24 protein-coding genes and 1 riboswitch are annotated in these 24,142 nt (G+C 44.4%); of the genes, 8 read left to right on the top strand and 16 right to left on the bottom strand.

The window, feature by feature from the left end:
* Window positions 1–59 precede the first annotated feature (59 nt).
* The 3 genes from hemG to AB6E08_RS06550 are packed head-to-tail and all read right to left on the bottom strand — an operon-like array spanning window position 60 to window position 2,712.
* A complete protein-coding gene (gene hemG / locus AB6E08_RS06560; protein ID WP_017100519.1) occupies window positions 60–587 on the bottom strand; it encodes a menaquinone-dependent protoporphyrinogen IX dehydrogenase in 528 nt (175 codons plus the stop codon).
* Between the two features lie 9 nt (window positions 588–596).
* Window positions 597–2,054 (bottom strand): TrkH family potassium uptake protein, encoded by a 1,458-nt coding sequence (locus tag AB6E08_RS06555; RefSeq protein ID WP_017077285.1) that lies wholly within the window; start codon window positions 2,052–2,054, stop codon window positions 597–599.
* A 34-nt stretch (window positions 2,055–2,088) separates the two neighbouring features.
* The gene (locus AB6E08_RS06550) at window positions 2,089–2,712 is read right to left on the bottom strand and encodes a YigZ family protein (protein WP_004736669.1); all 624 of its coding nucleotides are present in this window, start codon (window positions 2,710–2,712) and stop codon (window positions 2,089–2,091) included.
* A 227-nt stretch (window positions 2,713–2,939) separates the two neighbouring features.
* On the opposite strand from AB6E08_RS06550, the gene fadB reads away from it, so the two are divergent.
* From fadB to AB6E08_RS06535, 3 genes are all read left to right on the top strand, one after another.
* The gene (gene fadB, locus AB6E08_RS06545; RefSeq protein WP_372064240.1) at window positions 2,940–5,111 is read left to right on the top strand and encodes a fatty acid oxidation complex subunit alpha FadB; all 2,172 of its coding nucleotides are present in this window, start codon (window positions 2,940–2,942) and stop codon (window positions 5,109–5,111) included.
* Between the two features lie 26 nt (window positions 5,112–5,137).
* A complete protein-coding gene (fadA, locus tag AB6E08_RS06540; protein ID WP_004736671.1) occupies window positions 5,138–6,301 on the top strand; it encodes an acetyl-CoA C-acyltransferase FadA in 1,164 nt (387 codons plus the stop codon).
* A 242-nt stretch (window positions 6,302–6,543) separates the two neighbouring features.
* Entirely contained in the window at window positions 6,544–7,524 is a 981-nt protein-coding gene (locus tag AB6E08_RS06535; RefSeq protein ID WP_102462814.1) for an MDR family oxidoreductase, read from the top strand.
* A 109-nt stretch (window positions 7,525–7,633) separates the two neighbouring features.
* On the opposite strand, the gene AB6E08_RS06530 is transcribed toward AB6E08_RS06535, so the two are convergent.
* Entirely contained in the window at window positions 7,634–8,575 is a 942-nt protein-coding gene (locus AB6E08_RS06530) for a LysR family transcriptional regulator (protein WP_012602956.1), read from the bottom strand.
* Window positions 8,576–8,731: 156 nt separating this feature from the next.
* Window positions 8,732–8,917, bottom strand: coding sequence for a hypothetical protein (locus AB6E08_RS06525; protein ID WP_004736674.1), 186 nt, complete (start codon window positions 8,915–8,917; stop codon window positions 8,732–8,734).
* A 149-nt stretch (window positions 8,918–9,066) separates the two neighbouring features.
* On the opposite strand from AB6E08_RS06525, the gene tusA reads away from it, so the two are divergent.
* A complete protein-coding gene (gene tusA / locus AB6E08_RS06520) occupies window positions 9,067–9,318 on the top strand; it encodes a sulfurtransferase TusA (RefSeq protein ID WP_004736675.1) in 252 nt (83 codons plus the stop codon).
* Between the two features lie 83 nt (window positions 9,319–9,401).
* Here tusA and AB6E08_RS06515 read toward each other — a convergent pair whose 3' ends face one another.
* Both AB6E08_RS06515 and AB6E08_RS06510 read right to left on the bottom strand, forming a co-directional pair.
* The gene (locus AB6E08_RS06515; RefSeq protein ID WP_004736676.1) at window positions 9,402–9,656 is read right to left on the bottom strand and encodes a hypothetical protein; all 255 of its coding nucleotides are present in this window, start codon (window positions 9,654–9,656) and stop codon (window positions 9,402–9,404) included.
* Between the two features lie 151 nt (window positions 9,657–9,807).
* Window positions 9,808–10,362 (bottom strand): TMEM165/GDT1 family protein, encoded by a 555-nt coding sequence (locus tag AB6E08_RS06510; protein ID WP_372064237.1) that lies wholly within the window; start codon window positions 10,360–10,362, stop codon window positions 9,808–9,810.
* Window positions 10,363–10,396: 34 nt separating this feature from the next.
* Window positions 10,397–10,572, bottom strand: a riboswitch (yybP-ykoY riboswitch).
* A 210-nt stretch (window positions 10,573–10,782) separates the two neighbouring features.
* Between AB6E08_RS06510 and glyQ the strand changes: the two genes are divergently transcribed.
* The 4 genes from glyQ (at window position 10,783) to AB6E08_RS06490 (ending at window position 15,941) form a co-directional block, all read left to right on the top strand.
* A complete protein-coding gene (gene glyQ / locus AB6E08_RS06505) occupies window positions 10,783–11,697 on the top strand; it encodes a glycine--tRNA ligase subunit alpha (protein ID WP_009848159.1) in 915 nt (304 codons plus the stop codon).
* 2 nt (window positions 11,698–11,699) lie between these two features.
* Entirely contained in the window at window positions 11,700–13,766 is a 2,067-nt protein-coding gene (glyS, locus tag AB6E08_RS06500; RefSeq protein WP_372064235.1) for a glycine--tRNA ligase subunit beta, read from the top strand.
* Window positions 13,767–13,876: 110 nt separating this feature from the next.
* On the top strand, window positions 13,877–14,557 hold the full coding sequence (locus AB6E08_RS06495) for a response regulator transcription factor (RefSeq protein WP_009848157.1): 681 nt from the start codon (window positions 13,877–13,879) through the stop codon (window positions 14,555–14,557).
* A 1-nt stretch (window position 14,558) separates the two neighbouring features.
* Window positions 14,559–15,941 (top strand): sensor histidine kinase, encoded by a 1,383-nt coding sequence (locus AB6E08_RS06490; RefSeq protein ID WP_017099660.1) that lies wholly within the window; start codon window positions 14,559–14,561, stop codon window positions 15,939–15,941.
* A gap of 15 nt (window positions 15,942–15,956) precedes the next feature.
* Here the strand turns inward: AB6E08_RS06490 and AB6E08_RS06485 are convergent, their stop codons facing one another.
* From AB6E08_RS06485 to AB6E08_RS06445, 9 genes are read right to left on the bottom strand one after another with little or no spacing between them, the layout of a single operon-like run.
* The gene (locus tag AB6E08_RS06485) at window positions 15,957–16,598 is read right to left on the bottom strand and encodes an OmpA family protein (protein ID WP_017099661.1); all 642 of its coding nucleotides are present in this window, start codon (window positions 16,596–16,598) and stop codon (window positions 15,957–15,959) included.
* 49 nt (window positions 16,599–16,647) lie between these two features.
* Window positions 16,648–17,955 carry a hypothetical protein gene (locus tag AB6E08_RS06480; RefSeq protein ID WP_372064232.1) on the bottom strand — a complete coding sequence of 436 codons (1,308 nt, stop codon included), beginning with the start codon at window positions 17,953–17,955 and terminating at the stop codon, window positions 16,648–16,650.
* Between the two features lie 16 nt (window positions 17,956–17,971).
* On the bottom strand, window positions 17,972–18,550 hold the full coding sequence (tadF, locus tag AB6E08_RS06475; protein ID WP_009848153.1) for a tight adherence pilus pseudopilin TadF: 579 nt from the start codon (window positions 18,548–18,550) through the stop codon (window positions 17,972–17,974).
* A complete protein-coding gene (locus AB6E08_RS06470) occupies window positions 18,525–19,010 on the bottom strand; it encodes a TadE/TadG family type IV pilus assembly protein (protein ID WP_372064230.1) in 486 nt (161 codons plus the stop codon). The genes tadF and AB6E08_RS06470 overlap by 26 nt, the downstream gene beginning before the upstream one ends.
* Window positions 19,000–19,779, bottom strand: coding sequence for a tetratricopeptide repeat protein (locus AB6E08_RS06465; protein ID WP_372064228.1), 780 nt, complete (start codon window positions 19,777–19,779; stop codon window positions 19,000–19,002). The genes AB6E08_RS06470 and AB6E08_RS06465 overlap by 11 nt, the downstream gene beginning before the upstream one ends.
* The gene (locus AB6E08_RS06460; RefSeq protein ID WP_372064226.1) at window positions 19,772–20,677 is read right to left on the bottom strand and encodes a type II secretion system F family protein; all 906 of its coding nucleotides are present in this window, start codon (window positions 20,675–20,677) and stop codon (window positions 19,772–19,774) included. The genes AB6E08_RS06465 and AB6E08_RS06460 overlap by 8 nt, the downstream gene beginning before the upstream one ends.
* Entirely contained in the window at window positions 20,677–21,597 is a 921-nt protein-coding gene (locus AB6E08_RS06455) for a type II secretion system F family protein (protein WP_372064224.1), read from the bottom strand. The genes AB6E08_RS06460 and AB6E08_RS06455 overlap by 1 nt, the downstream gene beginning before the upstream one ends.
* Before the next feature lie 9 nt (window positions 21,598–21,606).
* Window positions 21,607–22,890, bottom strand: a complete 1,284-nt coding sequence (locus AB6E08_RS06450) for a CpaF family protein (RefSeq protein WP_135385717.1) — start codon at window positions 22,888–22,890, stop codon at window positions 21,607–21,609.
* A 9-nt stretch (window positions 22,891–22,899) separates the two neighbouring features.
* A complete protein-coding gene (locus AB6E08_RS06445) occupies window positions 22,900–24,123 on the bottom strand; it encodes a P-loop NTPase (protein WP_017099667.1) in 1,224 nt (407 codons plus the stop codon).
* Between the last annotated feature and the right edge of the window lie 19 nt (window positions 24,124–24,142).

Genomic DNA, 24,142 nt, shown 5'->3' with positions numbered 1-24,142 from the left:
CGTTTTTTTATTCGTTCGATTAAAAAGAACTCAAAACGCCTCAAAAGTAGGCTTTTCTCTTACATCTCTTGTAGTTTCTTAGAGAATAAAGAGACTTTTCCCCAATTTGTGTACTCGACTTCTTTGGTTGTATCCGTTTCTCCGCCTGTCATATTCATAATGAAGCGAATCATGGTTTTATCGAACCAGTTATAACGAGGGTAATAGAGGGCGCCCGCGAATACACCGATCAAAGTTGGTTGCCACGGGGACTTAAGAAGGAACTTCTTAATATAGACGCTACCTTCAGGAGTATCTTTGCCTTGGTCTTCTTTACGAGCTGTTAAGTTAACGCAAAAGAAAGCAACCTTATTGGATTGCAACTGAGTAAGGTTGGCATCAATGAACTTATATAGCTTCTTATTAAGGTGGCCGTAACGAATAGATGCACCAATCAACACTCTGTCGTATTGAGCAAAGTCGACATTACTAATAGTGTGCAGATCTTGAAGCTCACATTCGAACTCATTCATTTCTTCTTTTATATAGTTCAAGATCTTCTTGGTTTGCCCTTCACGGCTTGAATACAAAAATAGAGCTTTTGCCACAATATGTCCTTAGCTACGCCAAAACGTAGGGGTCAACAAAATTAATAAGGTGAATATCTCTAAACGACCAAACAGCATAGATACGATCAACACCCATTTGGCCTTATCATTCACATCGCCGAAGTGCATTGCCACTTCACCTAAGCCAGGGCCAAGGTTATTCAATGTTGCCGCTACGGCAGAGAAAGCACTCAGCTCATCCATCCCAGTAGCAATAAGAGCCAACATACAAACCACAAAAACCAATGCGTATGCAGAGAAGAAGCCCCAAACCGCATCAACAACACGTTGTGGTAACGCAGAACCGCCAACTTTGATGGTATAGACAGCACGCGGGTGAACAAGACGCTTCATTTCACGAGCACCTTGTAGAGTAAGCAATAAGATTCGAATAACTTTCATACCACCGCCCGTTGAACCTGCACAGCCCCCTATAAAAGAAGAGAACAGAAGCAGAACAGGTAAGAACAATGGCCACTCGGAGAAACCTGTAGTGGTGAAGCCTGCTGTCGTCGATATAGATACCGTTTGGAACAAGGCTTGATCAAAGGCATCGTAATACGAGTCATAAGAGTGGTGATTAAGCAGTAATAAGAAACAAACTAAGAACAAGACTGCTTGAATAAAGATAAAGGCGCGGAATTCAGGATCTTTCCAATAATACTTAGGATGCACACCACCAGAAGCAAATGCAGCAAAGTGAAGCGAATAGTTACACGCAGAGATAAGAAGGAACACGACCGTAATCATGTTGATAGCCGGACTATTGAAATAGCCCATACTCGCATCGTGAGTCGAGAAGCCACCAATCGCAATAGTAGAGAAGCTATGACTGATAGCATCAAAGAAGCTCATGCCTGCAAGCCAAAACGCCACCGCACAAGCAATCGTTAGACTCAGATAGATGTACCAAAGCGCTTTTGCCGTTTCAGCAATACGCGGAGTCATCTTACTGTCTTTTACTGGACCCGGGATTTCTGCACGATATAGCTGCATACCACCGATGCCGAGAACAGGAAGGATGGCTACCGCTAATACGATGATACCCATACCACCAAACCATTGCAGGAACTGGCGGTAAAACAGAATCGCCTTAGGCAGATCATCGAGGCCGACAATAACGGTCGCGCCCGTGGTTGTTAATGCAGAGAAGGATTCGAAGAAAGCATCGGTTACCGACACATTGGGGTTATCGGCGATCAAAAACGGCAGCGCACCAGCACTACCGATTACCGTCCAGAATAAAACAACAATCAAGAAGCCATCACGCGCTTTCAATTCATGCTTATAACGTCGGTTTGGAAACCAGCAGGTTGCTCCACAGAATAAGAGAACAAAAAAGGTCGTCACAAATGGCACACCCGCACCATCTCGATAGATCAGAGCGACGAGCGCAGGTGCGAGCATTGATACACTAAAAAGTGCTAATAATAATCCGACGATTCGAATAATTGAGCGAAATTGCATGAGCTATTGAACGAAGCGAAATGCTTCACACTTCCTAGTTGTCTTTGACTTTCGTTACCAGTGCCTTAGCACCGCTTTTATTGATCATGGTTTGGGTAAACGAATCTACCTGAAGGAGCTCTATTTCAATAATAAGCTCAACTTGAACACCATAATCCGCTTGGACTTCAACAGCCTGATGCTGAGCCATGATGGATTGTGCAATCGGCACAAAACCATAGTCTAACTCTAGCCGTAATTTTGTGGTTATTTTTTTCTCGATAGTTTGAAGCAGCTTGAGAGCTTGTTGTACTCCACCACCATAAGCCTTAACTAAACCACCAGTACCGAGCTTGATTCCGCCTGAATAGCGAGTGACTACAGCCGTTAACTCGCCAACACCCGAACCAGACAGTTGCGCCAAGATAGGCTTTCCAGCAGTACCCGAGGGTTCGCCATCATCACTAAAGCCCCACTTCATCGAGTCTTCAGGTCGCCCTGCAGCAAAGCCCCAACAGTTATGTCGCGCTGAAGAATGCTCTTTTTTTACCTGTTCAACGAACTGCTTAGCAGCTTCTACACTTGGAGTATGAGCAAGATGAGTAATAAAAACGCTCTTTTTTATCTCTTCTTCAAATAAAGCCGACGCTGACGGTATTAAATAGGGCTGTTCATTCATATCGTTAACTTAATTAATAAGAGCGGCGAAGTGTATCACGCGTGAATAATAAGGGTTAGAGGATCTGTGCCATCGCACAATGTTAAACAATTGTTTAAAAAATGTATTGAAATTCACCAAGCAGAGGTACAGACTAGAACAACTGGTCTTACCAGGTGTTCTACAATAATAGAAAGATAACAAGATTCTCTCAAACAATCGTGGATTGTATGTCATGGAGATAGACAATGATTTACCAAGCTAACACCTTACAGGTAAAGGAATTACAAGATGGTATTGCAGAACTTAGCTTCTGTGCTCCGGCCTCTGTAAACAAACTCGACCTTGCTACTTTAGAATCACTAGACAAAGCGTTAGATGCTCTTAATGCTCACGCTGGATTACGTGGTTTAATCTTAACTTCAAACAAAGACGCGTTCATCGTAGGCGCAGACATCACTGAATTTCTTGGCCTATTTGCTAAGCCAGAAGCAGAACTTGATGAATGGTTAAGATTCGCTAATTCAATCTTCAGCAAGCTCGAAGACCTTCCTGTCCCAACTCTTTCAATGATGCGTGGCCATGCCCTTGGTGGCGGCTGTGAATGTGTCTTAGCGACCGATTTTCGTATCGGTGACAAGACCACCAGCATAGGCCTACCAGAAACCAAACTTGGCATCATGCCTGGATTTGGTGGTTGTGTGCGTCTGCCACGTGTTATCGGTGCTGACAGTGCAATGGAAATTATCACGCAAGGCAAAGCATGCCGTGCAGATGAAGCACTTAAAGTTGGCTTGTTAGATGCGATTGTTGAAACAGACCAACTATTAGAAGCAGCGATTAACACTGTTTCTCTAGCAGCCAATGAGAAACTCGATTGGCAGCTACGTCGTAAACAAAAAACATCAGCGCTTTCACTAAGCAAACTAGAAGCGATGATGAGCTTTACCATGGCTAAGGGCTTAGTGGCTCAAAAAGCAGGGCCTCATTACCCAGCACCCATCACTTCGGTGATTGCTATCGAAGAAGCAGCACGTAGCGATCGCGATGCAGCACTAGACATCGAGCGTAAACACTTCGTTAAGCTAGCAAAATCTGAAGAAGCGAAAGCATTGGTCGGTTTATTCTTGAATGACCAATACATTAAAGGCTTAGCAAAACAAGCTGGTAAGTCTGCGAATAAAGCAACGGAACGCGCAGCAGTACTTGGCGCTGGCATCATGGGCGGCGGTATTGCTTACCAGTCAGCATTGAAAGGCGTGCCAGTGATGATGAAAGACATCGCACAAGCGTCTCTTGATCTTGGTATGAACGAAGCTTCTAAGCTGTTGAATAAACGCTTATCACGCGGTCGCCTTGATGGGTTCAAGATGGCAGGTATTCTGTCTTCGATTACTCCAAGTCTACATTATGCAGGTGTTGAGCAATCAGATGTGATTGTGGAAGCGGTTGTAGAAAACCCGAAAGTAAAAGCAGCCGTACTGAGTGAAGTGGAAGGTTTGGTTGGTGAAGACACAGTTCTTACATCAAACACCTCTACGATTCCAATCAACCTGTTAGCGAAATCTTTGAAGCGCCCAGAAAACTTCTGTGGCATGCACTTCTTTAACCCAGTGCACCGCATGCCTTTGGTTGAGATCATCCGTGGCGAGCATACTTCAGAAGAAACAATCAATCGTGTGGTTGCGTACGCAGCGAAGATGGGTAAATCCCCTATCGTTGTTAACGACTGCCCAGGCTTCTTCGTTAACCGTGTACTTTTCCCTTACTTTGGCGGTTTCAGCATGTTGCTACGCGACGGTGCTGACTTCACTAAGATCGATAAAGTCATGGAACGTAAGTTCGGTTGGCCTATGGGCCCTGCGTACTTGTTAGACGTTGTAGGTTTAGACACAGCACATCATGCACAAGCAGTAATGGCGCAAGGTTTCCCAGAGCGTATGGGTAAAGAAGGTCGTGATGCAATTGACGCACTTTACGTCGCTGAAAAATACGGCCAGAAGAACGGCAGCGGTTTCTACACGTACAGCGTAGACAAACGTGGTCGCCCGAAGAAAACCTTCTCCGAAGACATTCTTCCTATCCTGGCTGACGTATGCCAACAGCCACAAGACTTTGATGACCAGACAATTATCCAACGTGTGATGATTCCTATGATCAACGAAGTGGTGCTTTGTTTAGAAGAAGGCATCATCGCGACACCGCAAGAAGCGGATATGGCACTGGTTTACGGTTTAGGCTTCCCTCCATTCAGAGGAGGCGTATTCCGCTACTTAGACAGTGTGGGTATTGGTAACTTCGTTGAAATGGCGAAGAGCTACCAAGACTTAGGTGCAATGTACCAAGTTCCTCAACTATTGCTTGATATGGCAGCGAAGGGCGAAAGCTTTTACGACGGTCAACAAGCCAGTTCTCTGTAACCCACGTTTGGAAAAGGAATAGCAAAATGAAAAATGTAGTTGTTGTTGATTGCCTTCGTACCCCAATGGGACGCTCCAAAGGTGGAGCTTTCCGTCACACTCGTGCTGAAGATCTGTCTGCACATTTGATGAAAGGCATTTTAGAGCGCAACCCAGAAGTGAACCCTGTCGAGATTGAAGACATTTACTGGGGTTGTGTACAACAAACGCTAGAGCAAGGCTTTAACGTCGCACGTAACGCTGCTTTGCTTGCTGGTCTACCGATTGAGATTGGTGCGGTAACAGTCAACCGTTTATGTGGCTCATCTATGCAAGCTCTGCATGATGCAACCCGCTCTATCATGGTTGGTGATGCTGAAATCTGCCTGATTGGTGGTGTCGAGCACATGGGCCACGTACCAATGAACCACGGTGTTGATTTTCACCCTGGAATGTCAAAACACGTAGCAAAAGCTGCCGGCATGATGGGCCTAACTGCTGAGATGCTAGGTAAAATGCACGGTATTAGCCGTGAAGACCAAGATGCATTCGCAGCGCGCTCACATGCTCGAGCTCAAGCAGCAACAGTTGAAGGTCGTTTCAAAAACGAAATCCTGCCAACAGAAGCTCACGCAGCAGACGGTTCACTGTTCACTCTGGATTACGATGAAGTCATTCGCCCAGAAACTACGGTTGAAGGCTTATCTCAGCTTCGCCCGGTATTTGACCCAGCAAACGGTACGGTAACAGCAGGTACTTCATCAGCACTGTCTGATGGTGCATCGGCAATGCTGATCATGAGCGAAGAGAAAGCCAATGCACTTGGCCTGAAGATTCGCGCTCGCGTGAAGTCGATGGCTATCGCTGGCTGCGATCCTTCAATCATGGGTTACGGCCCAGTACCAGCGACGAAAAAAGCACTTAAACGTGCAGGCCTAACCATCGAAGATATGGGTGTGATTGAGCTAAACGAAGCGTTTGCTGCTCAATCTCTTCCATGTGCGAAAGACCTAGGTCTACTGGATGTAGTTGACGAGAAAGTAAACCTTAACGGTGGTGCGATTGCTCTTGGTCACCCACTGGGCTGTTCTGGTTCTCGTATCTCAACAACCCTAATCAACCTGATGGAAGCGCAAGACGTGAAATACGGCTTAGCGACCATGTGTATTGGTTTAGGCCAAGGTATTGCAACGGTATTTGAACGCCCATAGCGGTCGTTGGTTGTAATACTTGTAGAGTAATCTTTTGTGCAGCTATATTTATATAGCTGCACTTTTTATTGCTCGGCGTCCAATAATGTATCGATTCGTTCAGCGAACTTAGCGAGAGAAAAAGCACCACTCACATCTATGCACAAAACGCATAGATTCAATGTTGATGTTTCATTATTTTTTCTTCGATGATTCAACTAAAGTTACTTCAGTTTCCTAATATTCCTCCCACGGAGCAGATCATGTTTAAAGCACTTGTACTAAATCAAGAAGATAAAAAAACTATCGCATCAGTATCTCAAATTGATGAATCTCAATTACCAGAAGGTAACGTGAAGGTTGATGTGAGCTACTCTTCTTTGAACTACAAAGATGGTTTGGCGATTACAGGCAAAGGGCGCATTGTTCGTAACTTCCCTATGGTTCCTGGTATCGACCTTTCAGGTGTGGTTTCACAATCTGATGACCCACGCTACAAAGCGGGTGACGAAGTTGTTCTAACGGGTTGGGGTGTTGGTGAAGGTCATTGGGGTGGCATGGCTGAAAAAGCGAGCCTAAACGGTGATTGGTTAGTGCCAATGCCAGCGGGTCTAGACGCTAAGAAAGTAATGGCGATCGGTACAGCAGGTTTCACAGCAATGCTTTGTGTGCAAGCTATCGTAGATGCAGGCATCAAACCAGAAGACGGTGAAATCTTAGTAACAGGTGCAAGTGGCGGCGTAGGCAGCGTGTCTATTACGCTATTAAACCAACTAGGCTACAAAGTAGCAGCGGTTACTGGCCGTGCTTCTGCAAACGGTGAACTACTTAAATCACTAGGCGCGACACGCATTGTAGAGCGTTCTGAACTAGAAGAACCGGCGAAGCCACTTGAGAAACAACTGTGGGCTGGTGCTATCGATACGGTAGGCAGCAAAGTACTTGCGAAAGTATTGGCACAAATTGATTACAACGGCGCGGTTGCAATGTGTGGTCTAGCAGGCGGTTTTGACTTACCAACCACGGTAATGCCATTCATTCTGCGTAATGTTCGTCTACAGGGTGTTGATTCTGTAATGTGCCCTCGTGAAAAACGCATTAAAGCGTGGGAACAACTGGCTGAGCTACTACCAGAGTCTTTCTACGCTCAAGCAACCAAAGAAGTGTCTTTAGATGGCGCAATTCAAGCTGCAGAAGACATCACTAACGGTCAAATCACTGGTCGTGTAGTTATAAAGCTTTAGTAATCAACTAAAGCTCAAATATCTCAGAACAACAAAGGGCTGATAGTAATCAGCCCTTTTGCATTTTGGTCATTTGGTTCGAGTAAACCAAAACTAGATCTAAGTTAAGTTAACCCAAACCTACATCCGCAATACGCTTCTGAATCAACTCACCACACTCTTCTTTTACTACTCTTCTTAACCATTGTTGCGAGGCAGAAGAATCGCAGCGCGAGTGCCAGATCAGCGAGTAATCAAACGGCATAAACTCAAATGGTAATGGCTTAACAACCAAGTCATAGCGCTCTGCCACCAAATAAGCCAGATCGGCTGGTACAGTGATCACCAACGGCATTCTATCGACAATCGCTAATGCGGCTTCAAGGTGATAAGCACGCAACACCATTTTACGAGGCTGTTGATTGGCTAACGCGTTATCTAATAAAGCCTTAACACCATCACTGATCGCAATCATCGCGTGCGGGAGTGATACATAGTCTTCAAGGCTTAAAGGCTTATCGGCTAATGGGTGATTCTTAGATAACAGACACGACACACCGACCGGCCCCAATACCTCTTGATGAAGTGGTGCAATGCTGCCACTCGGGCGACAAATCGCCATATCGACACGTTCGGTGCTGAGCTGTTTAAACAAATGCTCATGCTGCAATGGTGCAAACTCCAAAGAGATGTTCGGCGCTTGCTCATAAATCTTCGGCAGAGCATAAGGCAAGATAGTTTGCATCGCGTAGTCAGTGGTCGCAATTAAAAAACGCTCACTGCAATAGTAAGGATCGAAATCACTCGGACTAAGCAACTGACGGAATGATTCTAAAGGCTGATCAATGCGCTGGCTGATCTCGAGAGCTTTCTTAGTGGGAATAAGGTGCTGACCTTGGCGTGTAAACAGGGGATCATTGAGTAGTTCTCTTAAGCGGCCTAATACTCGGCTGGTTGCCGACTGGCTTAGGTTAAGACGAAGCGCAGCTTGACTAACACTGCCCTCTTCAATCAATACCTTTAAGGCGACCAGTAAATTCAGGTCTCTACGATAGATGTCTTCTAATTCCACGCCACTTACCTAGCTGTATACAATTATCATTGGTCACTAAGTTGTTTATAGCATGCTTTAGATAAAAAAAATCCCGCAATTACGCGGGGAAGCCCAAGAAAATCTGGGGATAGTGTCGGAATATTGTCGTATTGGAATTTGCTTGCTGTATTCAGGTTAGTGCTCTTGCTCCTCGGCTATGCCTTGCCAACGGCGCATCTCTACCCAAATACCAATAATCGTTGCTACTATGCCAAAAATTGGCATTAGAGAGGTCTCTGTCGATGAGCGTAGTACTAACGCACAAAAAGAAATAAAACAGAGAACTGAATAAATTGTTAATCTATCTAATCCTGTCAACATCGCCACTCCTTAGCTAGTTGCCTTTGATTTGAGTTGTTATCAACTTGTTAATTAAGTTATAGGAAATGGTTCCGTTTGCCAAGCACTTATTGCATATTTTTTCTGCAGACGTATTATTCACTCGTTAGATAGATATAGAGATACAAACCATGACATTCAAACCTGAACTGGCAACCCACACTTTAGAAGCTGAAGGCCTGCGTTGCCCAGAGCCAGTAATGATGGTCAGGAAGACAATTAGAAACATGCAGGATGGCGATGTGTTACTGGTAAAAGCTGACGATCCTTCGACAACTCGTGATATTCCGAGCTTTTGTCGATTCATGGATCACCAGTTGGTAGGCCAAGCGACAGAAACGTTGCCTTACCAGTATTTGATCAGAAAGGGATTGGAGGCGTAACGCCCCACCGACTATCAAGTATCAAAAAAGCCGCTCGTACCTTATGTTCTTCAACAGAACTCAGAGTACGAGCGGCTTTTTGTTTATTCGTTTCTAGATTTATTTTGCAGATGCTCAAGCTGATGCTGAATTTCTCGGATATCTTTTCGCATAGGAATAATATGCGCGACCCGAATCCAAGCTTCTACCGCAAGCCCGGTCATGATCATCGAACCAGCCACCATTGGTAGCCACATGTCCGTCAACACCATGCCTAGTAGTGTAAGTGCAAGACCAAAGGTAAATAGATAACTTTGGCTTTGTGGAGTAATACCCATATAACGCGTCAACATAATCATGCCCTCGTGTTCTTAACTCACAAGATTAAAATATCATGACAAGTATGACAGTTATATGTCCATTCGCTCGATAAACCCCACAATACTGTAAGAGTATGACCTACAACACATTACTCTACTGATTGAGTATAATAGGACTCAATACTACCGCTTAATAGAACGCTGCTGCGATAGCCAAACCCACGAACAACAAGGCTGTGATCTTGCGAATCAGGTCAAGTGGCATCTTATCTGCCGATAGCTTACCAATGATCACCACAGGCACATTCGCCAGCAACATACCAATGGTAGTACCGAGAATGACCCACGTTAATGCATCCGAATATTGAGCCCCTAGAATCGATGTCGCAATCTGAGTCTTATCACCGATCTCAGCAATGAAGAAAGCGATAAAACTGGCGACAAACGGCCCTCGGTTCGAGATCTGTTCATCGTCATCTAATTTATCCGGAATCAGAATCCAGCCTGCCATCGTAATGAAACTGACCACCAGCACCCACTTAAGTACCTCAGGAGATAAATAATCAGCGACCACAACACCTAGCCACGCAGCAAGGGCATGGTTGGCAATGGTGGCAAAGAAAATAGCCGCAATAATAGGTAGCGGTTTTCGATATCGGCTGGCTAATAAAAGGGATAACAACTGAGTCTTATCACCGATCTCGGCTAAGGCGACAGTTGTAATTGAAATTGCTAAAACGCTCACGACATGCTCATTTGGGATGAGGATTATTATATTTAACCAAAGACAAACCTCGCGCCCCATCCCGGTTCACGATGCTTGTCTAAGGTCTTGCTAAGCGCCACCAAGGTGGTGGTTGCCTCGAACGCCATGATGATTTTGCATCAATTATGTTGACGAACGAACTCATTCAATAGGATATGAATAAGTAAGCTACTCCCCAAAGACCGCGAGATTTTAATCACCCACGCTTTCAAACACAAGAGTCAAAGTTATCAAAATATCCACTTGTGCCGAAAAACAAACATTAAAGGCAAAAAAATCCACTAAACGACATTTTAGACCACTAATTAAACAAGATTACCCCTACTCGCTTTACCAATATCTCGGTATACTCAGAGGTTATTTTTATCATTCATTTAAAAGAATCGCGCGAACCTGACTATGCAAAAATACGATATCAAAACCTTCCAGGGAATGATCCTCGCGCTGCAGGATTACTGGGCACAAAACGGTTGTACCATTGTTCAACCACTAGATATGGAAGTAGGTGCTGGCACCTCTCACCCAATGACATGTCTACGTGCACTTGGCCCAGAGCCAATGTCTACGGCATACGTTCAACCTTCTCGTCGTCCGACTGATGGTCGTTACGGTGAAAACCCGAACCGCCTGCAGCACTACTATCAATTCCAAGTAGCTCTAAAACCTTCTCCAGATAACATCCAGGAGTTGTACTTAGGCTCGCTTGAAGTTCTTGGTGTCGACCCACTTGTTCACGATATTCGCTTCGTAGAAGACAACTGGGAAAACCCAACGTTAGGCGCATGGGGTCTTGGTTGGGAAGTATGGCTAAACGGTATGGAAGTGACTCAATTCACTTACTTCCAACAAGTTGGCGGTCTTGAGTGTAAGCCTGTAACGGGCGAGATCACTTACGGTATCGAGCGTCTAGCAATGTACATCCAAGAAGTAGACTCTGTTTACGACCTTGTATGGAACGTAGCACCAGACGGTTCTAACGTGACTTACGGTGATATCTTCCACCAAAATGAAGTTGAGCAATCAACATACAACTTCGAGCACGCAGACGTAGATTTCCTATTCACTTTCTTCGACCAGTGCGAAAAAGAGTGTAAAGAGCTACTTGAGCTTGAGAAGCCACTGCCGCTTCCAGCTTACGAGCGCATTCTGAAAGCAGGTCACGCATTCAACATCCTTGATGCGCGTAAAGCTATCTCTGTAACAGAGCGTCAACGTTACATCCTTCGTATCCGCAACCTGACTAAAGCTGTTGCAGAGGCGTACTACGCGTCACGTGAAGCGCTTGGCTTCCCAATGTGTAAGAAGGATAAATAATCATGGCGAAGAATTTTCTAATTGAACTAGGTACGGAAGAGCTTCCACCAACAGCACTTCGTTCTCTAGCAGAAGCCTTTGCTTCTAACTTTGAAGCGGGTCTTAAAACGGCTGAGCTTTCTCACGAAGGCATCAAGTGGTACGCAGCACCTCGTCGTCTAGCACTTAAAGTGACTGCACTGGCTGAAGGCCAAGCAGACAAAGTCGTTGAGAAGCGCGGTCCTGCAATTTCTGTCGCATTCGATGCGGAAGGCAACGCGACTAAAGCTGCACAAGGTTGGGCTCGTGGTAACGGTATTACTGTTGAGCAAGCTGACCGCCTGAAAACAGACAAAGGCGAGTGGCTTCTTTTCAAACAAGAAGTGGCTGGCAAACCTGTTCAAGAATTGGTGATGGACATCGCTGCGAAAGCTCTCGCTGGCCTACCAATTCCTAAAGCAATGCGCTGGGGTAACTCAGACATTCAATTTATCCGTCCAGTGAAAACACTGACAGTACTACTAGGTGATGAGCTTGTTGAAGGCAAAATCCTAGGCGTAGCTTCTGCTCGTACTATCCGTGGCCACCGTTTCATGGGCGAACAAGAGTTCACAATCGACTCTGCTGACCAATACCCTGCGATCTTAGAAGAGCGCGGTAAAGTAATGGCAGATTACGATGCGCGTAAAGCGATCATTCTTGCTGATGCTAAAAAAGCAGCAGACGCGGTTGGCGGTATTACAGACCTAGAAGATGACCTTGTTGAAGAAGTTACCTCTTTGGTTGAATGGCCAGTGGTGCTTACTGCTAAGTTTGAGCAAGAGTTCCTAAAAGTACCTTCTGAAGCTTTGGTTTACACCATGAAAGGCGACCAGAAGTACTTCCCAGTGTATGACGCTGATAAAAATCTTCTGCCAAACTTCATCTTCGTTTCGAACATCGAGTCTAAAGAGCCTCGTCACGTAATCGAAGGTAACGAGAAGGTTGTACGTCCACGTCTTGCTGATGCTGAGTTCTTCTTCAACACAGACCGTAAGCGCCCGCTGATCGACCGTCTTGCTGAATTAGACCAAGCTATCTTCCAGAAGCAATTGGGTACTATCAAAGACAAAACCGACCGCATCACAGAACTTGCTGGCTACATCGCTGAGCAAATCGATGCTGACGTTGAAAAGTCTAAGCGTGCAGGCCTACTGGCTAAGTGTGACCTAATGACATCTATGGTATTCGAATTTACGGATACTCAAGGTGTGATGGGCATGCACTACGCGACTCACGATGGTGAAGACGAGCAAGTAGCACTAGCACTTTACGAGCAGTACATGCCTCGTTTCGCGGGTGACACACTGCCAAGCACTGGTATTTCATCAGCAGTAGCAATGGCAGACAAGCTAGACACTATCGTAGGTATCTTCGGTATTGGCCAAGCACCAAAAGGTTCTGACCCATTCGCTCTACGTCGTGCATCACTAGGTGTGCTACGTATCATCGTTGAAAACGGCTACAACCTAGACCTAACCGATCTAATCGGTAAAGCGAAAGAGCTACTAGGCGACAAGCTAACTAACGACAATGTTGAAGCTGACGTTATCGACTTCATGCTAGGTCGTTTCCGCGCATGGTACCAAGATGCTGGTTTCAGCGTTGATATCATCCAAGCGGTACTAGCACGTCGTCCAACTAAGCCAGCTGACTTTGACCAACGTGTTAAAGCGGTTTCTCACTTCCGTGAACTGGAAGCAGCAGAAGCACTAGCAGCAGCGAACAAGCGTGTAGGTAACATCCTTGCTAAATTCGATGGCGAGCTACCTGCTGAAATCGATCTTGCTCTTCTTCAAGAAGACGCAGAGAAAGCACTGGCTGAAAACGTTGAAGTAATGACAGAAGCATTAGAACCAGCATTCGCAACAGGCAACTACCAAGAAGCCCTAAGCAAGCTTGCTGATCTACGTGAACCTGTTGATGCATTCTTCGATAACGTAATGGTTATGGCTGATGACGAAGCGCTTAAGAAGAACCGTCTAACGCTACTGAACAACCTACGTAACCTGTTCCTACAGATTGCTGATATTTCTTTACTACAGAAGTAAAACCAATTTGGAATAAATATTAAGGGGGAAGCTTTGGCTTCTCCCTTTTTTTTATCCAAAGCTAGTGTAAGCTCTATCTGGTTGAATATTATTGTAGATAGGGATATTACATGCTGGTTGTTTTGGTTGAAGATAATGAAATATTGAATCACCACCTATCTTCTCAGCTCAGTGAGCAAGGACATACTGTCCATGCAGATAGAACAGCTTCTGCATGTTTACAAACGATTCAAAAACAGTCCAATACAGATGTGATGATCATTGACCTTGGCCTCCCTGACTTTGATGGCATTACGCTGATCAAGCAAATACGTCGTAAAGAAATTGCAGTCCCAATATTAATCTTAACCGCACGTGGCAACTGGCAAGATAAAGTAGAAGGGCTTAACTCCGGGGCTGATGATTACCTTACCAAGCCCTTCCAATTTGAAGAGCTACACGCTCGCCTTGAGGCGCTTGTTCGTCGCAATCAAGGGTTTTCCGCTTCCCAAATCAAAGCGCAATCGCTCACCTTAGACACTCAAGCCAAACGTATCAGTTACGATGACGCTCTGATTGAACTTACAGCCTTAGAATTTCAAATATTCGAGTACTTAATTCGCCATTGCTTACAAATCGTATCTAAACAACAAATCGCAGACTCCCTTTATGCGCAGGGTGAAAATGTTCAGCTAAACAATATTGAGGTTATCGTTTCACGCTTACGTAAAAAGTTAACGCAATACACTCAAGCTAAGCTGATCAGCACCATTCGCGGGCAAGGTTATCGTTTTGAACTAGAAGCCAAGTAGTATGAAAAGACTGTACAAAACTCAGTTCAGACGTCGGACATTCGCCGTTGCTGCTTCCATTATGATTTCAATGGTACTCACTAGCGCCTGGTTCTACTACAACAGTCAAAAACACCAACTTTTTGAGTACTACTCGAAAAATACCCTTCGAGAATTGCCTGCTGTAATCAATGAACTGCTGTCTTCTGGGGAAATACCGCCATTGACGGAGTGGGATAGGTTCTATGCGAAAGAGTCTCCCAACACTAGCGTCACTCTATGTGATCACAACAATCAACAAGTATGGACATCAGTAAATATTGAAAGACGAGCTAAGCTGCTATCAGAGATAGGCGTCAGCCAATCTCAAGTCAACGAACTGTGTCATGATCTAAATTTCCCCATAGATACTATTCGTTTGGTTGAAAGACCGAATGGCGCCGCTTTTATTGTCCACACAATTCTCTGGAAAGGTTTCCAGGAAAAAAAAGATGGCAGAGTTATCTTTACCCAAAGGGTCGAAGAGAAAATAGAACCCATACATCAGTTAAAATACACCGCGGTTGGAGTGTTAGTGGTTGCGCTTGCTTTGATCAGTGCTCTACTTTTGGTTTTTTATCGTATTAGTTTTGCGCCGTTTACTCGACTAGAGAATGAACTGAATGACATAAAGCAGGGTAAACAAAACCAATTAGCCCAGTCATACCCTGAAGATTTACATAGCGTCACCAGTGCATTGAACGAATTGCTATACCAACAAAAAGAAAATCAGGAGCGTTATAAGCGTTCTCTCAATGATCTCGCCCATAGTTTGAAGACTCGCGTGACAGTTTCTCAAGCATTACTTGATGAAGACTCATCCAAAACAAAGAATGACCAAATCAACCAACAACTGTTAGAAATGGATAGCTTAATTCAGGCACAACTCAAAAGGGCTTCGCTAGGCGTTAAAGGTATAACGACTTCATCGACACCGATAAAACCAATCCTCGACAGCCTAGTAGGCATGTTTACGAAAATCCATGCCGACAAAAAGATCCAATTCATCACTCAGTTTGACGACCAACAGACCGTGCCTCTTAATAAAGATGATCTTATGGAAGTGCTCGGTAACCTATTAGAAAATACTTATCGGTTCGCACAAACCTCTATCGAATTCAAAGCCACTCAAAGCGAACAGCAGATCCTGATTGAGATCTATAATGATGGGCCAGTAATAGATAACTCGATCAGCCAAACCTTATTTCAACGTGGCGTAAGAGCCGATCAGAAGACCCATGGTACAGGATTAGGTTTGGCGCTATGTGATGAGATACTCCATAGCTACAAAGGGACAATCTGGTTTGAGCAATCAGATAACCCATCCGTGGGTGTCGTTTTAAAAATACTGCTCCCAACAAGTTAAATTTGTAGGGCAGGGTTAAGAGTGAATATCAACCCTGCGATTGTTATGGCGACCGGATTCAGTCTCGTTACTCTGCACTGGGTTCGCCTCACCTTGTGAACTCACTGTCAGGTCTTCAATATTTACGCCTTGCTCTTTCAAATACCCAACAACAGCATTCGAGCGCTGCAAGCCCAAGCTTAAGTTGTAACTATCACTACCTTTTGAGTCGGTATTCCCCGTGACGATAAATTCGGGAGTTTGATGTTCAAGTTTAGCTATAAGGTTTAACAATAAATAACGAGATTTTTGATTCAGTTCATCGTCATCGAAATCAAAAGTCACGCGAGCCAACACCTCACGAGCCAACTTACCTTCTACAAATTTAGTTCGACTCAGTAAGTATTGTGCGCAATCAGCACTTTCTGATACTTGAGTTAACTTATCTTGAATCAGATTTTTAATCGCTTGATTAGCTGTGCTTGTGTTCACTTGCATGAACGGGCCTTGGTGATACATCACTTTCTTCCCCTGACCGATCGTTACCGTCTTCTCAAGTTCAGAGTCGCTCATATGGCAGTAATGATAAAGTAGTTCGTTAGTATCTGGTTTTAAAGGGGCTGCCAGTATAGAAAACGACAGAGTAAATAAAGACATAACAGATATAAGCGTTTTCATTTTTGCTCTCTTAATAATATTCAGTTAATAAAAAGGATGTCACATATCTCTATTGCGCTAAGTGACCCACTTCTTCCGTAATTAATCCCAAAATTTTATTGAGAATGTCTTCCTTGTTTTCAGCCTTATAAACATTATTTCGGCCAACGCAATTACGCAGACCCACGTTTTTATTAAGTTCATAATCGAAACCAATCACAGCCATGCGCGCGTTCATTCGTTCACCATCAGGTGTCATCATTCCTTGGCTTACCCCGCCAATTACCTCTATGTCATCATGCGTATTATCTGCCGAAACTTTGCCGCCGTTGACCATATTAAGAATGTTGCTACACATACCTTTCGACACAAGCTTATTGGTTTGCCCTGCGTAGTGATTCCAATCTTCCCCATCAGACAGAATAATGATCAGCTGCTTTTGGTTCTTCGACATTGAAGTCACAATTTGCCCTGCACGAATAATGCCTTGCAGTGAAGCAGTGCCTCCCCCAGCTTTGAATTTCTTGACCGTTTTAGTGAAGGATGAAAAATCGGTGGTAAAATAGAGGTCGTAGAACCGTGCATCATCATCGCCATTAGGCACACGCGAGGCTTCTCCTTTAACGATAAATTGTTGAGCTATCGTTTTGTTAAAATTCACCGTATCGTCTTTATCGTATTCACCTTCTCTTGAAACTACCCGCTGATCACGAACCACTAAGTTATCATTCTTATCTTTATTGATGGTTCGGCGATTAAAACCGGTAAGTGCAACCCGATGAGGGTGCTCTGGATATAGATCGTTATACGCGCCGAGTTCATCAGCCACATCTTCAATAATGTCTTTCAGATCATTTAGCTTAGAATGCCGACCACCACTCCACGAGTCATTCATAGATTCTGAAAAATCGACGATAAAAGTAATGTCTATCGGCTGGCTTTGATAGCGTCGTGCTTTCGATGATCCCGTCACATTGAAGCTATCACCAAAGCCAGAAATCACATCGTTACCAGGAAACCAGGACTTGTGCAGTGTTTGACTCGCAACACGATATTCAAAGTAGCGTGCTTCGCCTCTTTCCGTAGCAGCAACACATTCAGGTATCTCATCACACCCTAGCTTCTTAACTTCAATATCTAGGATCGAGTCCATGTCATATAGATAATGCTGAATATAGCGCTCCGCCAATTGGTGGTCTTGCTCATCTTTTGCTGATACCGCTAGAACAGCCGCTTCTGAAGCTTCCTCTAATCGAGCTTTGGTTTGTAATGCGCGGGCACCATCAGAACCAAGCATAAACACTCCAAACAAAGCTGGGATCATCATGGCAAACAGCATAGCTGCATGGCCAGACTGCTTACGCATAGCGTGTCTCATAGCCTTTCTCTTCGCTCTACCTGCCGATCACGACAGAATCAGACATCACGTGAGTAAACTCACGCCCCAAAATACCACCAATCCAATTATCCGATTCATAACAAACCGTCACTCGGTACAGGGGCATTTCTCGACCTCGGTTAGTCACTACCGTCATGGACTCTAATGAATCAATGGTTTGCTTTATTCTGCAGGCAACGACACCGCGTTTTTCACTGATCGCGGGGTTGGGGGTACCCACTTGTTTGAAGCTCAACTCTTCCACCAACAACCCATAGTGTTCCCGTTCAAAATGACCAAAGGTACGCAGTAAGGAATGCTGAGCAATGATATCGATATCATCGACTTCTTTAGTTGTAAGCTGATAATCAGTATCATAAAGTTGGGTTCTCTCTTTAAGTACATTGACCAGTGAATAAGAGAGTCGATCGAGTTTTCCTTTCAATGAAAGCTTGATGATCACGTCACCACTGAAAGCAATCAATAAGCTGAAAAATACAGCGACCATGGCAAACTCAATACTAAAAACCCCCTGCTGCTTACTCTTCAAATTCCCATGCTTTAGGGTTCTAAATTTCAAATTTTGACCTTTCATATTCCTGCACAACAATCATCTCTCTGCTCATTAAATTCTGAGTCGTGAAGAAGTAGCTAAAGATAGGTGAAAAACGGTAGTTAATTCGATAAATGGCAAGCGCAGCATTATCAGCATCACCGCATTCTTTGAATTTCTGATTACCCAAAATACTGCACTGGTCGGTAATACTGGCTAGATCATTCAGGCTTTGAGAGTAATGAATCGTGACTTGAAAATTGTCGCCGTCGACTACCTGATTCCAAATACTGCCTTCTCGGTGCAAAACCTTATCTACCGTATCGAGATAATTTCCTGAGCCCTTTTTAGCTGTGCGAGCCACTTCTGAAATCGCCAAGTCGTTGATCGCCGAAATGTACGAGATATAGCTCATCTCAACCCACGCCATACACATCAACCAAAAAGCAAAAAAGCCCACCGCAAACTCTATGCTCGCGACACCCTTTTGCTTATATCGCATTACCCGCCTCCGATAACGAAAGACCACTGACTGCCAGCGTTTGGCTCTCTAATGAATAAGGAGTGTGGTGGCGCAACGCCTGATAAATTTTTTGGATTTGGTGCTTGCTGTATCTTTCACTCAACACACTTTCGACAAACGGGTAGCGGCCCAACTTAGCCATACTCAACGTCAAGTTTGCCATCATCTGTTCGTTCATCTGACCGCGCTTATACAATGGTAATAAACGCTCCATAGCTGCTTGATAATGCTCTTGCGTAATATCGAGCACAGCCAAATTATTATTCACGGATACCGAGTCATAAAAATGCTCGCGCGCGCGTTCAAAATACCGACGAGATAGATCAAACTGATAGCTGTAACCATAAAACGTTCCCAGTAAATTCTCGGCTGCCGCATGTGTAGCATTTTCCACTAATACTTGTTTAGCACTACTGATCGCTGCTGGGTACTGACCTAATTCACCGTATGCTTTCGCTTGCATCAATAAACTGTTCACACTGGGTTGTGATTTTTGAGTAACAGGCGCAATGTAAAACAGAGCCGACTCAGCATCGCCCATAGCTAAATATGTATTCGAGAGTTTTTCTCTCACTTCATCAGCGTCGTATTGCTGCAGCTGATTTTTATACAAACGGGTTAACTGAACGTAATTATGTGTTTTTTGATAGATCGCCTCTTTTGACTCATCTTTCTGCCAACTCGCTTGAGTTGAACTGCATGCCGCCAACATTAAAACTAACGTTAGCGCGATTATTTTCTTAAACATTAAGCATCATCCTCATTACCCCCGGAGCGGCAATTACGAATACAATTGGGATCAAGATAAACACGATCAGTGGAATCGACATCTTGGCAGCTAACTTCCCTATTTCTTCTTCCAGCTCTAGCATTTGCACTTCTCGAATATCGCCTGCCAACGTCGTTAACACGTTATAAATCGAGGATCCATGTTGAATGCTCTGCGTCAGCGTCATCACAAAACTACGAACTTCTGGTGATGGAACCTTGCGATACAACTCCTCTAAGGCATTTTCCATTCCGACCAAACGAGCCCGTTGGTTTGTCACCTCCAACAAGCTAGAAAGCTCTTTATCAAAGCTTTTCATTTCAATGGAGAGGTATTTCATTGATGCTTCGATTGTCATGCCGGTTTGGACGCAAATCGCCATTAGGTCAATCAGGTACGGCATTTGACGAGAGATTCGACGTTGACGGTTTTTAGCCATCGAGCTCAAGACTAGGTCAGGTATCACAATAACCACCATAGCCCACCCCGCAGCTATCGCGATCCATGATTCAGACGAAACCTCAAAAAACCAACACACGCCTGCAACAACCACTTGCCCGATAAACAACGCACTGTACTTCAGTGGCATAAACCATTGAGCCCACCGGATGTCACTCACGCCTGCATTAGCAAAGCGCACTGCAATATCACTTTCGGAGGTGACGAAAATAGTCGACATGGGCGTCAACCAACGATTCAGTTTTATTTCTGCCTCTTTTGACTGTTCGGCCAATCGATGATGTTTCGCTAAGGCTGCGATACGGTGTTTTTTCTGAGTACACACGACTAACCAATAAAATATGAGCAACAAGCCAAATGCTACGCCGGCCCAGGCGAAAAATAACCCAACGTTCGAGAAGTTTATTGAAGAAGCCATTACTTCACCTTTTTCATTAACGCCCAGATGATCAGCATGCCGATACTTTCACTTGTGATGAGGTAGTAAAGAATCGGTCTCCCTTCTGGGTGGTGCATTACGAACTCAAAATTTTCAGGACTAAGAAACTGCAAAATAAACAGAAAGAAGAATGGTGTTGCTCCTACAATTTTTGCGGAGATACGAGCCTCTGAAGTAAGAGCAAACTTTTTTCTTTCTACAGCTCTCGCTTCGAACATTTGTCGATTCAGACGTGACATCACCTCTTTTAATTGCCCTCCTCTTTGCATGTTAGCTCGCAAGGTAATGACAAAAAAATGAAACGACGGATACGGAAAGCGACGACAATATTTACGAAACACATCATCAATCGGCTCGCCTAAATTGAGGCGCTCGCTCATCAGCTTAAACTCTTTACCTACCTCACCTTCAAGTTTCTTCCCTACATACCCAATGCCTCGCCCTATGCTTTCACCCGCACTAAGGGAACTTGCCAGCATGTTCAACGCATCAGGGAAGGTTTCTTCAAAGCGTTTTTTCTCTCGTTTCTGTAAATGGAGATAACCCAAAAACCAAGCGGTAATGAGAGTCAAAGGCAAAATTTCGAACCAAGGTAAGCGCAGTGACATTTGATTAAGAGTGCCGATCGCAAGCAGTGCTACAACAGAAAAAATGACGACCTTACCTAATGCCATTTTTCCAAGTTGGCGCTGTAAGTTATCCCAACGCACATGAAGTTTCTGTTTGAAGTTACGATCAGAAAGACTGGCAAAATTAACCGCTTGTTGCGTAAAACTCAGATCGCTTTTCAGATTACCTTTCGCTTGCTGTGATAAATACTCATCAACAGAAGGAGCTCTATTCGGCTTAAGCGCTACAATCATGAGTATTGCCCCACCCAAAATAATCAACCAATACATGTCTCACTCCTATTGATTGAGTGTCATAGACTCAATCACTTGAGTTAACTTCTGCTCTACACCAAAGAAACGGGCTTTTTCATAAAGCGCAGAACGAGCCATAACACCAGATGTCACATAACTACCTCGAATGCGACCATCAGGGCTGTGAGGTGAAGTTTGGAAAGAGAACAACTCTTCTAACACCACGTTGCTTCCCTCAATACCGACCACTTCAGTGATATTCATGATCTTTCGAGAACCATCATGTAATCGGCTGACCTGAACGACTAAATCGACCGCGCTTACAATTGAGCGGCGGATCGCTTCTAAGGGCAAATTATTGGTCGCCATCATCACCATTGATTCGACACGAGCCAAAGCATCTCGTGGTGTATTGGCGTGCAACGTAGACATTGAACCATCGTGCCCAGTATTCATGGCTTGCAGCATTTCAAATGCTTCACCACCACGGCATTCACCCACAATAATTCGGTCTGGGCGCATTCGCAGTGAATTAATCACTAAATCTCGAGCGGTAATAGCCCCCGTCCCTTCAATGCCCTCATGACGAGTTTCCATTCGAACAACATGTGACTGCTGAAGCCTTAACTCAGCGGTATCTTCAATAGTGACGGTTCGTTCACCCTCTGATATATGCTGTGATAAAGCATTAAGTAACGTTGTTTTTCCCGATCCCGTACCACCAGATACAATAATATTGAGTCGGCAACGTGCAGCTAATTGAAGTAAACCTGCCATCTCGGGAGTAAGAGACCCAAATTCAACTAATTCTTCAAAACCAATACTTTGCTTTTGAAACTTACGAATCGAGATTGACGTCCCTTCCAATGTGATAGGAGGAATGACAATATTCACACGGCTACCATCATCTAACCGGGCATCACAAGTAGGAGAAGACTCATCGACCCTGCGCCCAACACGACTAGCGATGCGCTTAGCAATATCAAGCAACTGCTTCTCATCGATAAATCGAACAGGTGCTTTCTCGACTAAGCCATGACGCTCAATATAAACCTGTTGTGGGCCATTGATCATGATGTCGGTGATCGAGTCATCATCCATCAACACCTGCAAAGGCCCGAGGCCAACTAACTCATGTACCATGCTGGTGACATATTCTGATTTTGCCAGTGATGAAATAGATAACTGATCTCGACTCACTAGCATATCAACTGCGCTAGCTAACTGAGCTTCTAACTCTAGACGCGGTAAGCTTTCAATAACACTGGCATCCAGTGCATCAAATATCTGCTTACGCAGTTGTAAATAAATGCGCTGTGCATGTTCCATATCGTCCCCTTACCGTTTTAACCACTGGAAGAATGAAAATGCTGTTTTTTCCGCAACTTTCTCTCCCATCAATAAGGCAACTAACGTTTGCAGTCCGTATTTCATTTCAGAACGTGATTCACTAAGCAGCTCACCTTGAAGTAGGTATTGATTAGCTTTGAAATCAAACACTAAATTCGCGTCTGCCTCTCGACCAAAATACTTAACTACATCCGCCTCACTAATTGACGCTGCGTTATGTGGTCGAGAGCGGTTCATTACCGTCAGTACGACAAGGTTGGGATAATGCACGTCGATTTCAGAACGAATTCGATTCAGCTCTCTTAATGAAGATACTGTTGCATCAAATACCAAGACTAAAGCATCTAGTTTCCCCACCGCTTGTCTAAACTCTTCATTGGTTGTCGCAGTGTGAGAATAGTCTTCCACGACAAAAGCATGACTTGAAATCATCTGCTTCTTTAAAGACTGGGTGTATTGGAATAACTCATCACGGCCAAACTCATCTGATTCCACCGCAAGAAGTGACAAATTTTTTTCAATATTTTGTACCAAGCTTGTCGCGATATCATTATCCACTCCTGTAGTAAGGGTGCCTTTTTGAACACTGCGCTTAGTAAACTTCTTAAGCCCTAACATCACGTCAATATTGCTGCCAGTGTAGGTATAGTCGACTAGCAAAGTACTCGCATTTTGATGCTTGGCCAAACGGCGAGATATCTCACACGCTACAAGTGAAGTACCGACCCCACCTTTCACGCCCATGACTGCTATTTGCTTGGCTTTACGATTTGTACTCACGCCTTGTTGTGCTGCGTGGTTACGGGAAACGTTGTGATAAAAATCGATCGTTTCCGCTTCACCCGCTGGCCAAAACAAGTAATAGAAACCCAACTGTCTTAAGGCTCGAATGATGGATATGGTATCTTCACTGCCAATAATGATCACTGACACATGAGGAGGTAAGGTATGAGTCAATAACTGAGCATCAGCGACAATATCTTGGCTTTGATTTAATTCAACAAATACCACTTCAACATCTGGGTATTGCTCTAATCTAGTCACATTTGTGTCTTGGCTGGCGAACGAGCTAGGCTCAATCAACCCTTCAAATCTGAACGATTTTTGGATGAAGTCGCGGCATATCTCGGTTTGGAAAAGCATCGCACAACGATTCTGTTTCTCCGATTTTTTAGGTTCCGCACTGTTTAGTTTATTCACTAAATCAAACATCTGAAATTCTCTAACAGTT

The sequence above is a fragment of the Vibrio sp. 10N.247.310.24 genome (assembly GCF_041467175.1).
GTDB classification, from domain to species: domain Bacteria; phylum Pseudomonadota; class Gammaproteobacteria; order Enterobacterales; family Vibrionaceae; genus Vibrio; species Vibrio tasmaniensis_A.
Note: the sequence above shows the minus strand (reverse complement) of the source record. Positions and strands in the feature narration are given on the sequence as shown.

Bases quoted from the DNA above. Each gene is read 5' to 3' on its own strand.
- AB6E08_RS06555 (WP_017077285.1), bottom strand. From the start codon at position 2,054: ATGCAATTTCGCTCAATTATTCGAATCGTCGGATTATTATTAGCACTT.
- AB6E08_RS06550 (WP_004736669.1), bottom strand. From the start codon at position 2,712: ATGAATGAACAGCCCTATTTAATACCGTCAGCGTCGGCTTTATTTGAA.
- fadB (WP_372064240.1), top strand. From the start codon at position 2,940: ATGATTTACCAAGCTAACACCTTACAGGTAAAGGAATTACAAGATGGT.
- fadA (WP_004736671.1), top strand. From the start codon at position 5,138: ATGAAAAATGTAGTTGTTGTTGATTGCCTTCGTACCCCAATGGGACGC.
- AB6E08_RS06535 (WP_102462814.1), top strand. From the start codon at position 6,544: ATGTTTAAAGCACTTGTACTAAATCAAGAAGATAAAAAAACTATCGCA.
- AB6E08_RS06525 (WP_004736674.1), bottom strand. From the start codon at position 8,917: ATGTTGACAGGATTAGATAGATTAACAATTTATTCAGTTCTCTGTTTT.
- tusA (WP_004736675.1), top strand. From the start codon at position 9,067: ATGACATTCAAACCTGAACTGGCAACCCACACTTTAGAAGCTGAAGGC.
- AB6E08_RS06515 (WP_004736676.1), bottom strand. From the start codon at position 9,656: ATGATTATGTTGACGCGTTATATGGGTATTACTCCACAAAGCCAAAGT.
- glyQ (WP_009848159.1), top strand. From the start codon at position 10,783: ATGCAAAAATACGATATCAAAACCTTCCAGGGAATGATCCTCGCGCTG.
- glyS (WP_372064235.1), top strand. From the start codon at position 11,700: ATGGCGAAGAATTTTCTAATTGAACTAGGTACGGAAGAGCTTCCACCA.
- AB6E08_RS06495 (WP_009848157.1), top strand. From the start codon at position 13,877: ATGCTGGTTGTTTTGGTTGAAGATAATGAAATATTGAATCACCACCTA.
- AB6E08_RS06490 (WP_017099660.1), top strand. From the start codon at position 14,559: ATGAAAAGACTGTACAAAACTCAGTTCAGACGTCGGACATTCGCCGTT.
- AB6E08_RS06485 (WP_017099661.1), bottom strand. From the start codon at position 16,598: ATGAAAACGCTTATATCTGTTATGTCTTTATTTACTCTGTCGTTTTCT.
- AB6E08_RS06480 (WP_372064232.1), bottom strand. From the start codon at position 17,955: ATGAGACACGCTATGCGTAAGCAGTCTGGCCATGCAGCTATGCTGTTT.
- tadF (WP_009848153.1), bottom strand. From the start codon at position 18,550: ATGAAAGGTCAAAATTTGAAATTTAGAACCCTAAAGCATGGGAATTTG.
- AB6E08_RS06470 (WP_372064230.1), bottom strand. From the start codon at position 19,010: ATGCGATATAAGCAAAAGGGTGTCGCGAGCATAGAGTTTGCGGTGGGC.
- AB6E08_RS06465 (WP_372064228.1), bottom strand. From the start codon at position 19,779: ATGTTTAAGAAAATAATCGCGCTAACGTTAGTTTTAATGTTGGCGGCA.
- AB6E08_RS06460 (WP_372064226.1), bottom strand. From the start codon at position 20,677: ATGGCTTCTTCAATAAACTTCTCGAACGTTGGGTTATTTTTCGCCTGG.
- AB6E08_RS06455 (WP_372064224.1), bottom strand. From the start codon at position 21,597: ATGTATTGGTTGATTATTTTGGGTGGGGCAATACTCATGATTGTAGCG.
- AB6E08_RS06450 (WP_135385717.1), bottom strand. From the start codon at position 22,890: ATGGAACATGCACAGCGCATTTATTTACAACTGCGTAAGCAGATATTT.
- AB6E08_RS06445 (WP_017099667.1), bottom strand. From the start codon at position 24,123: ATGTTTGATTTAGTGAATAAACTAAACAGTGCGGAACCTAAAAAATCG.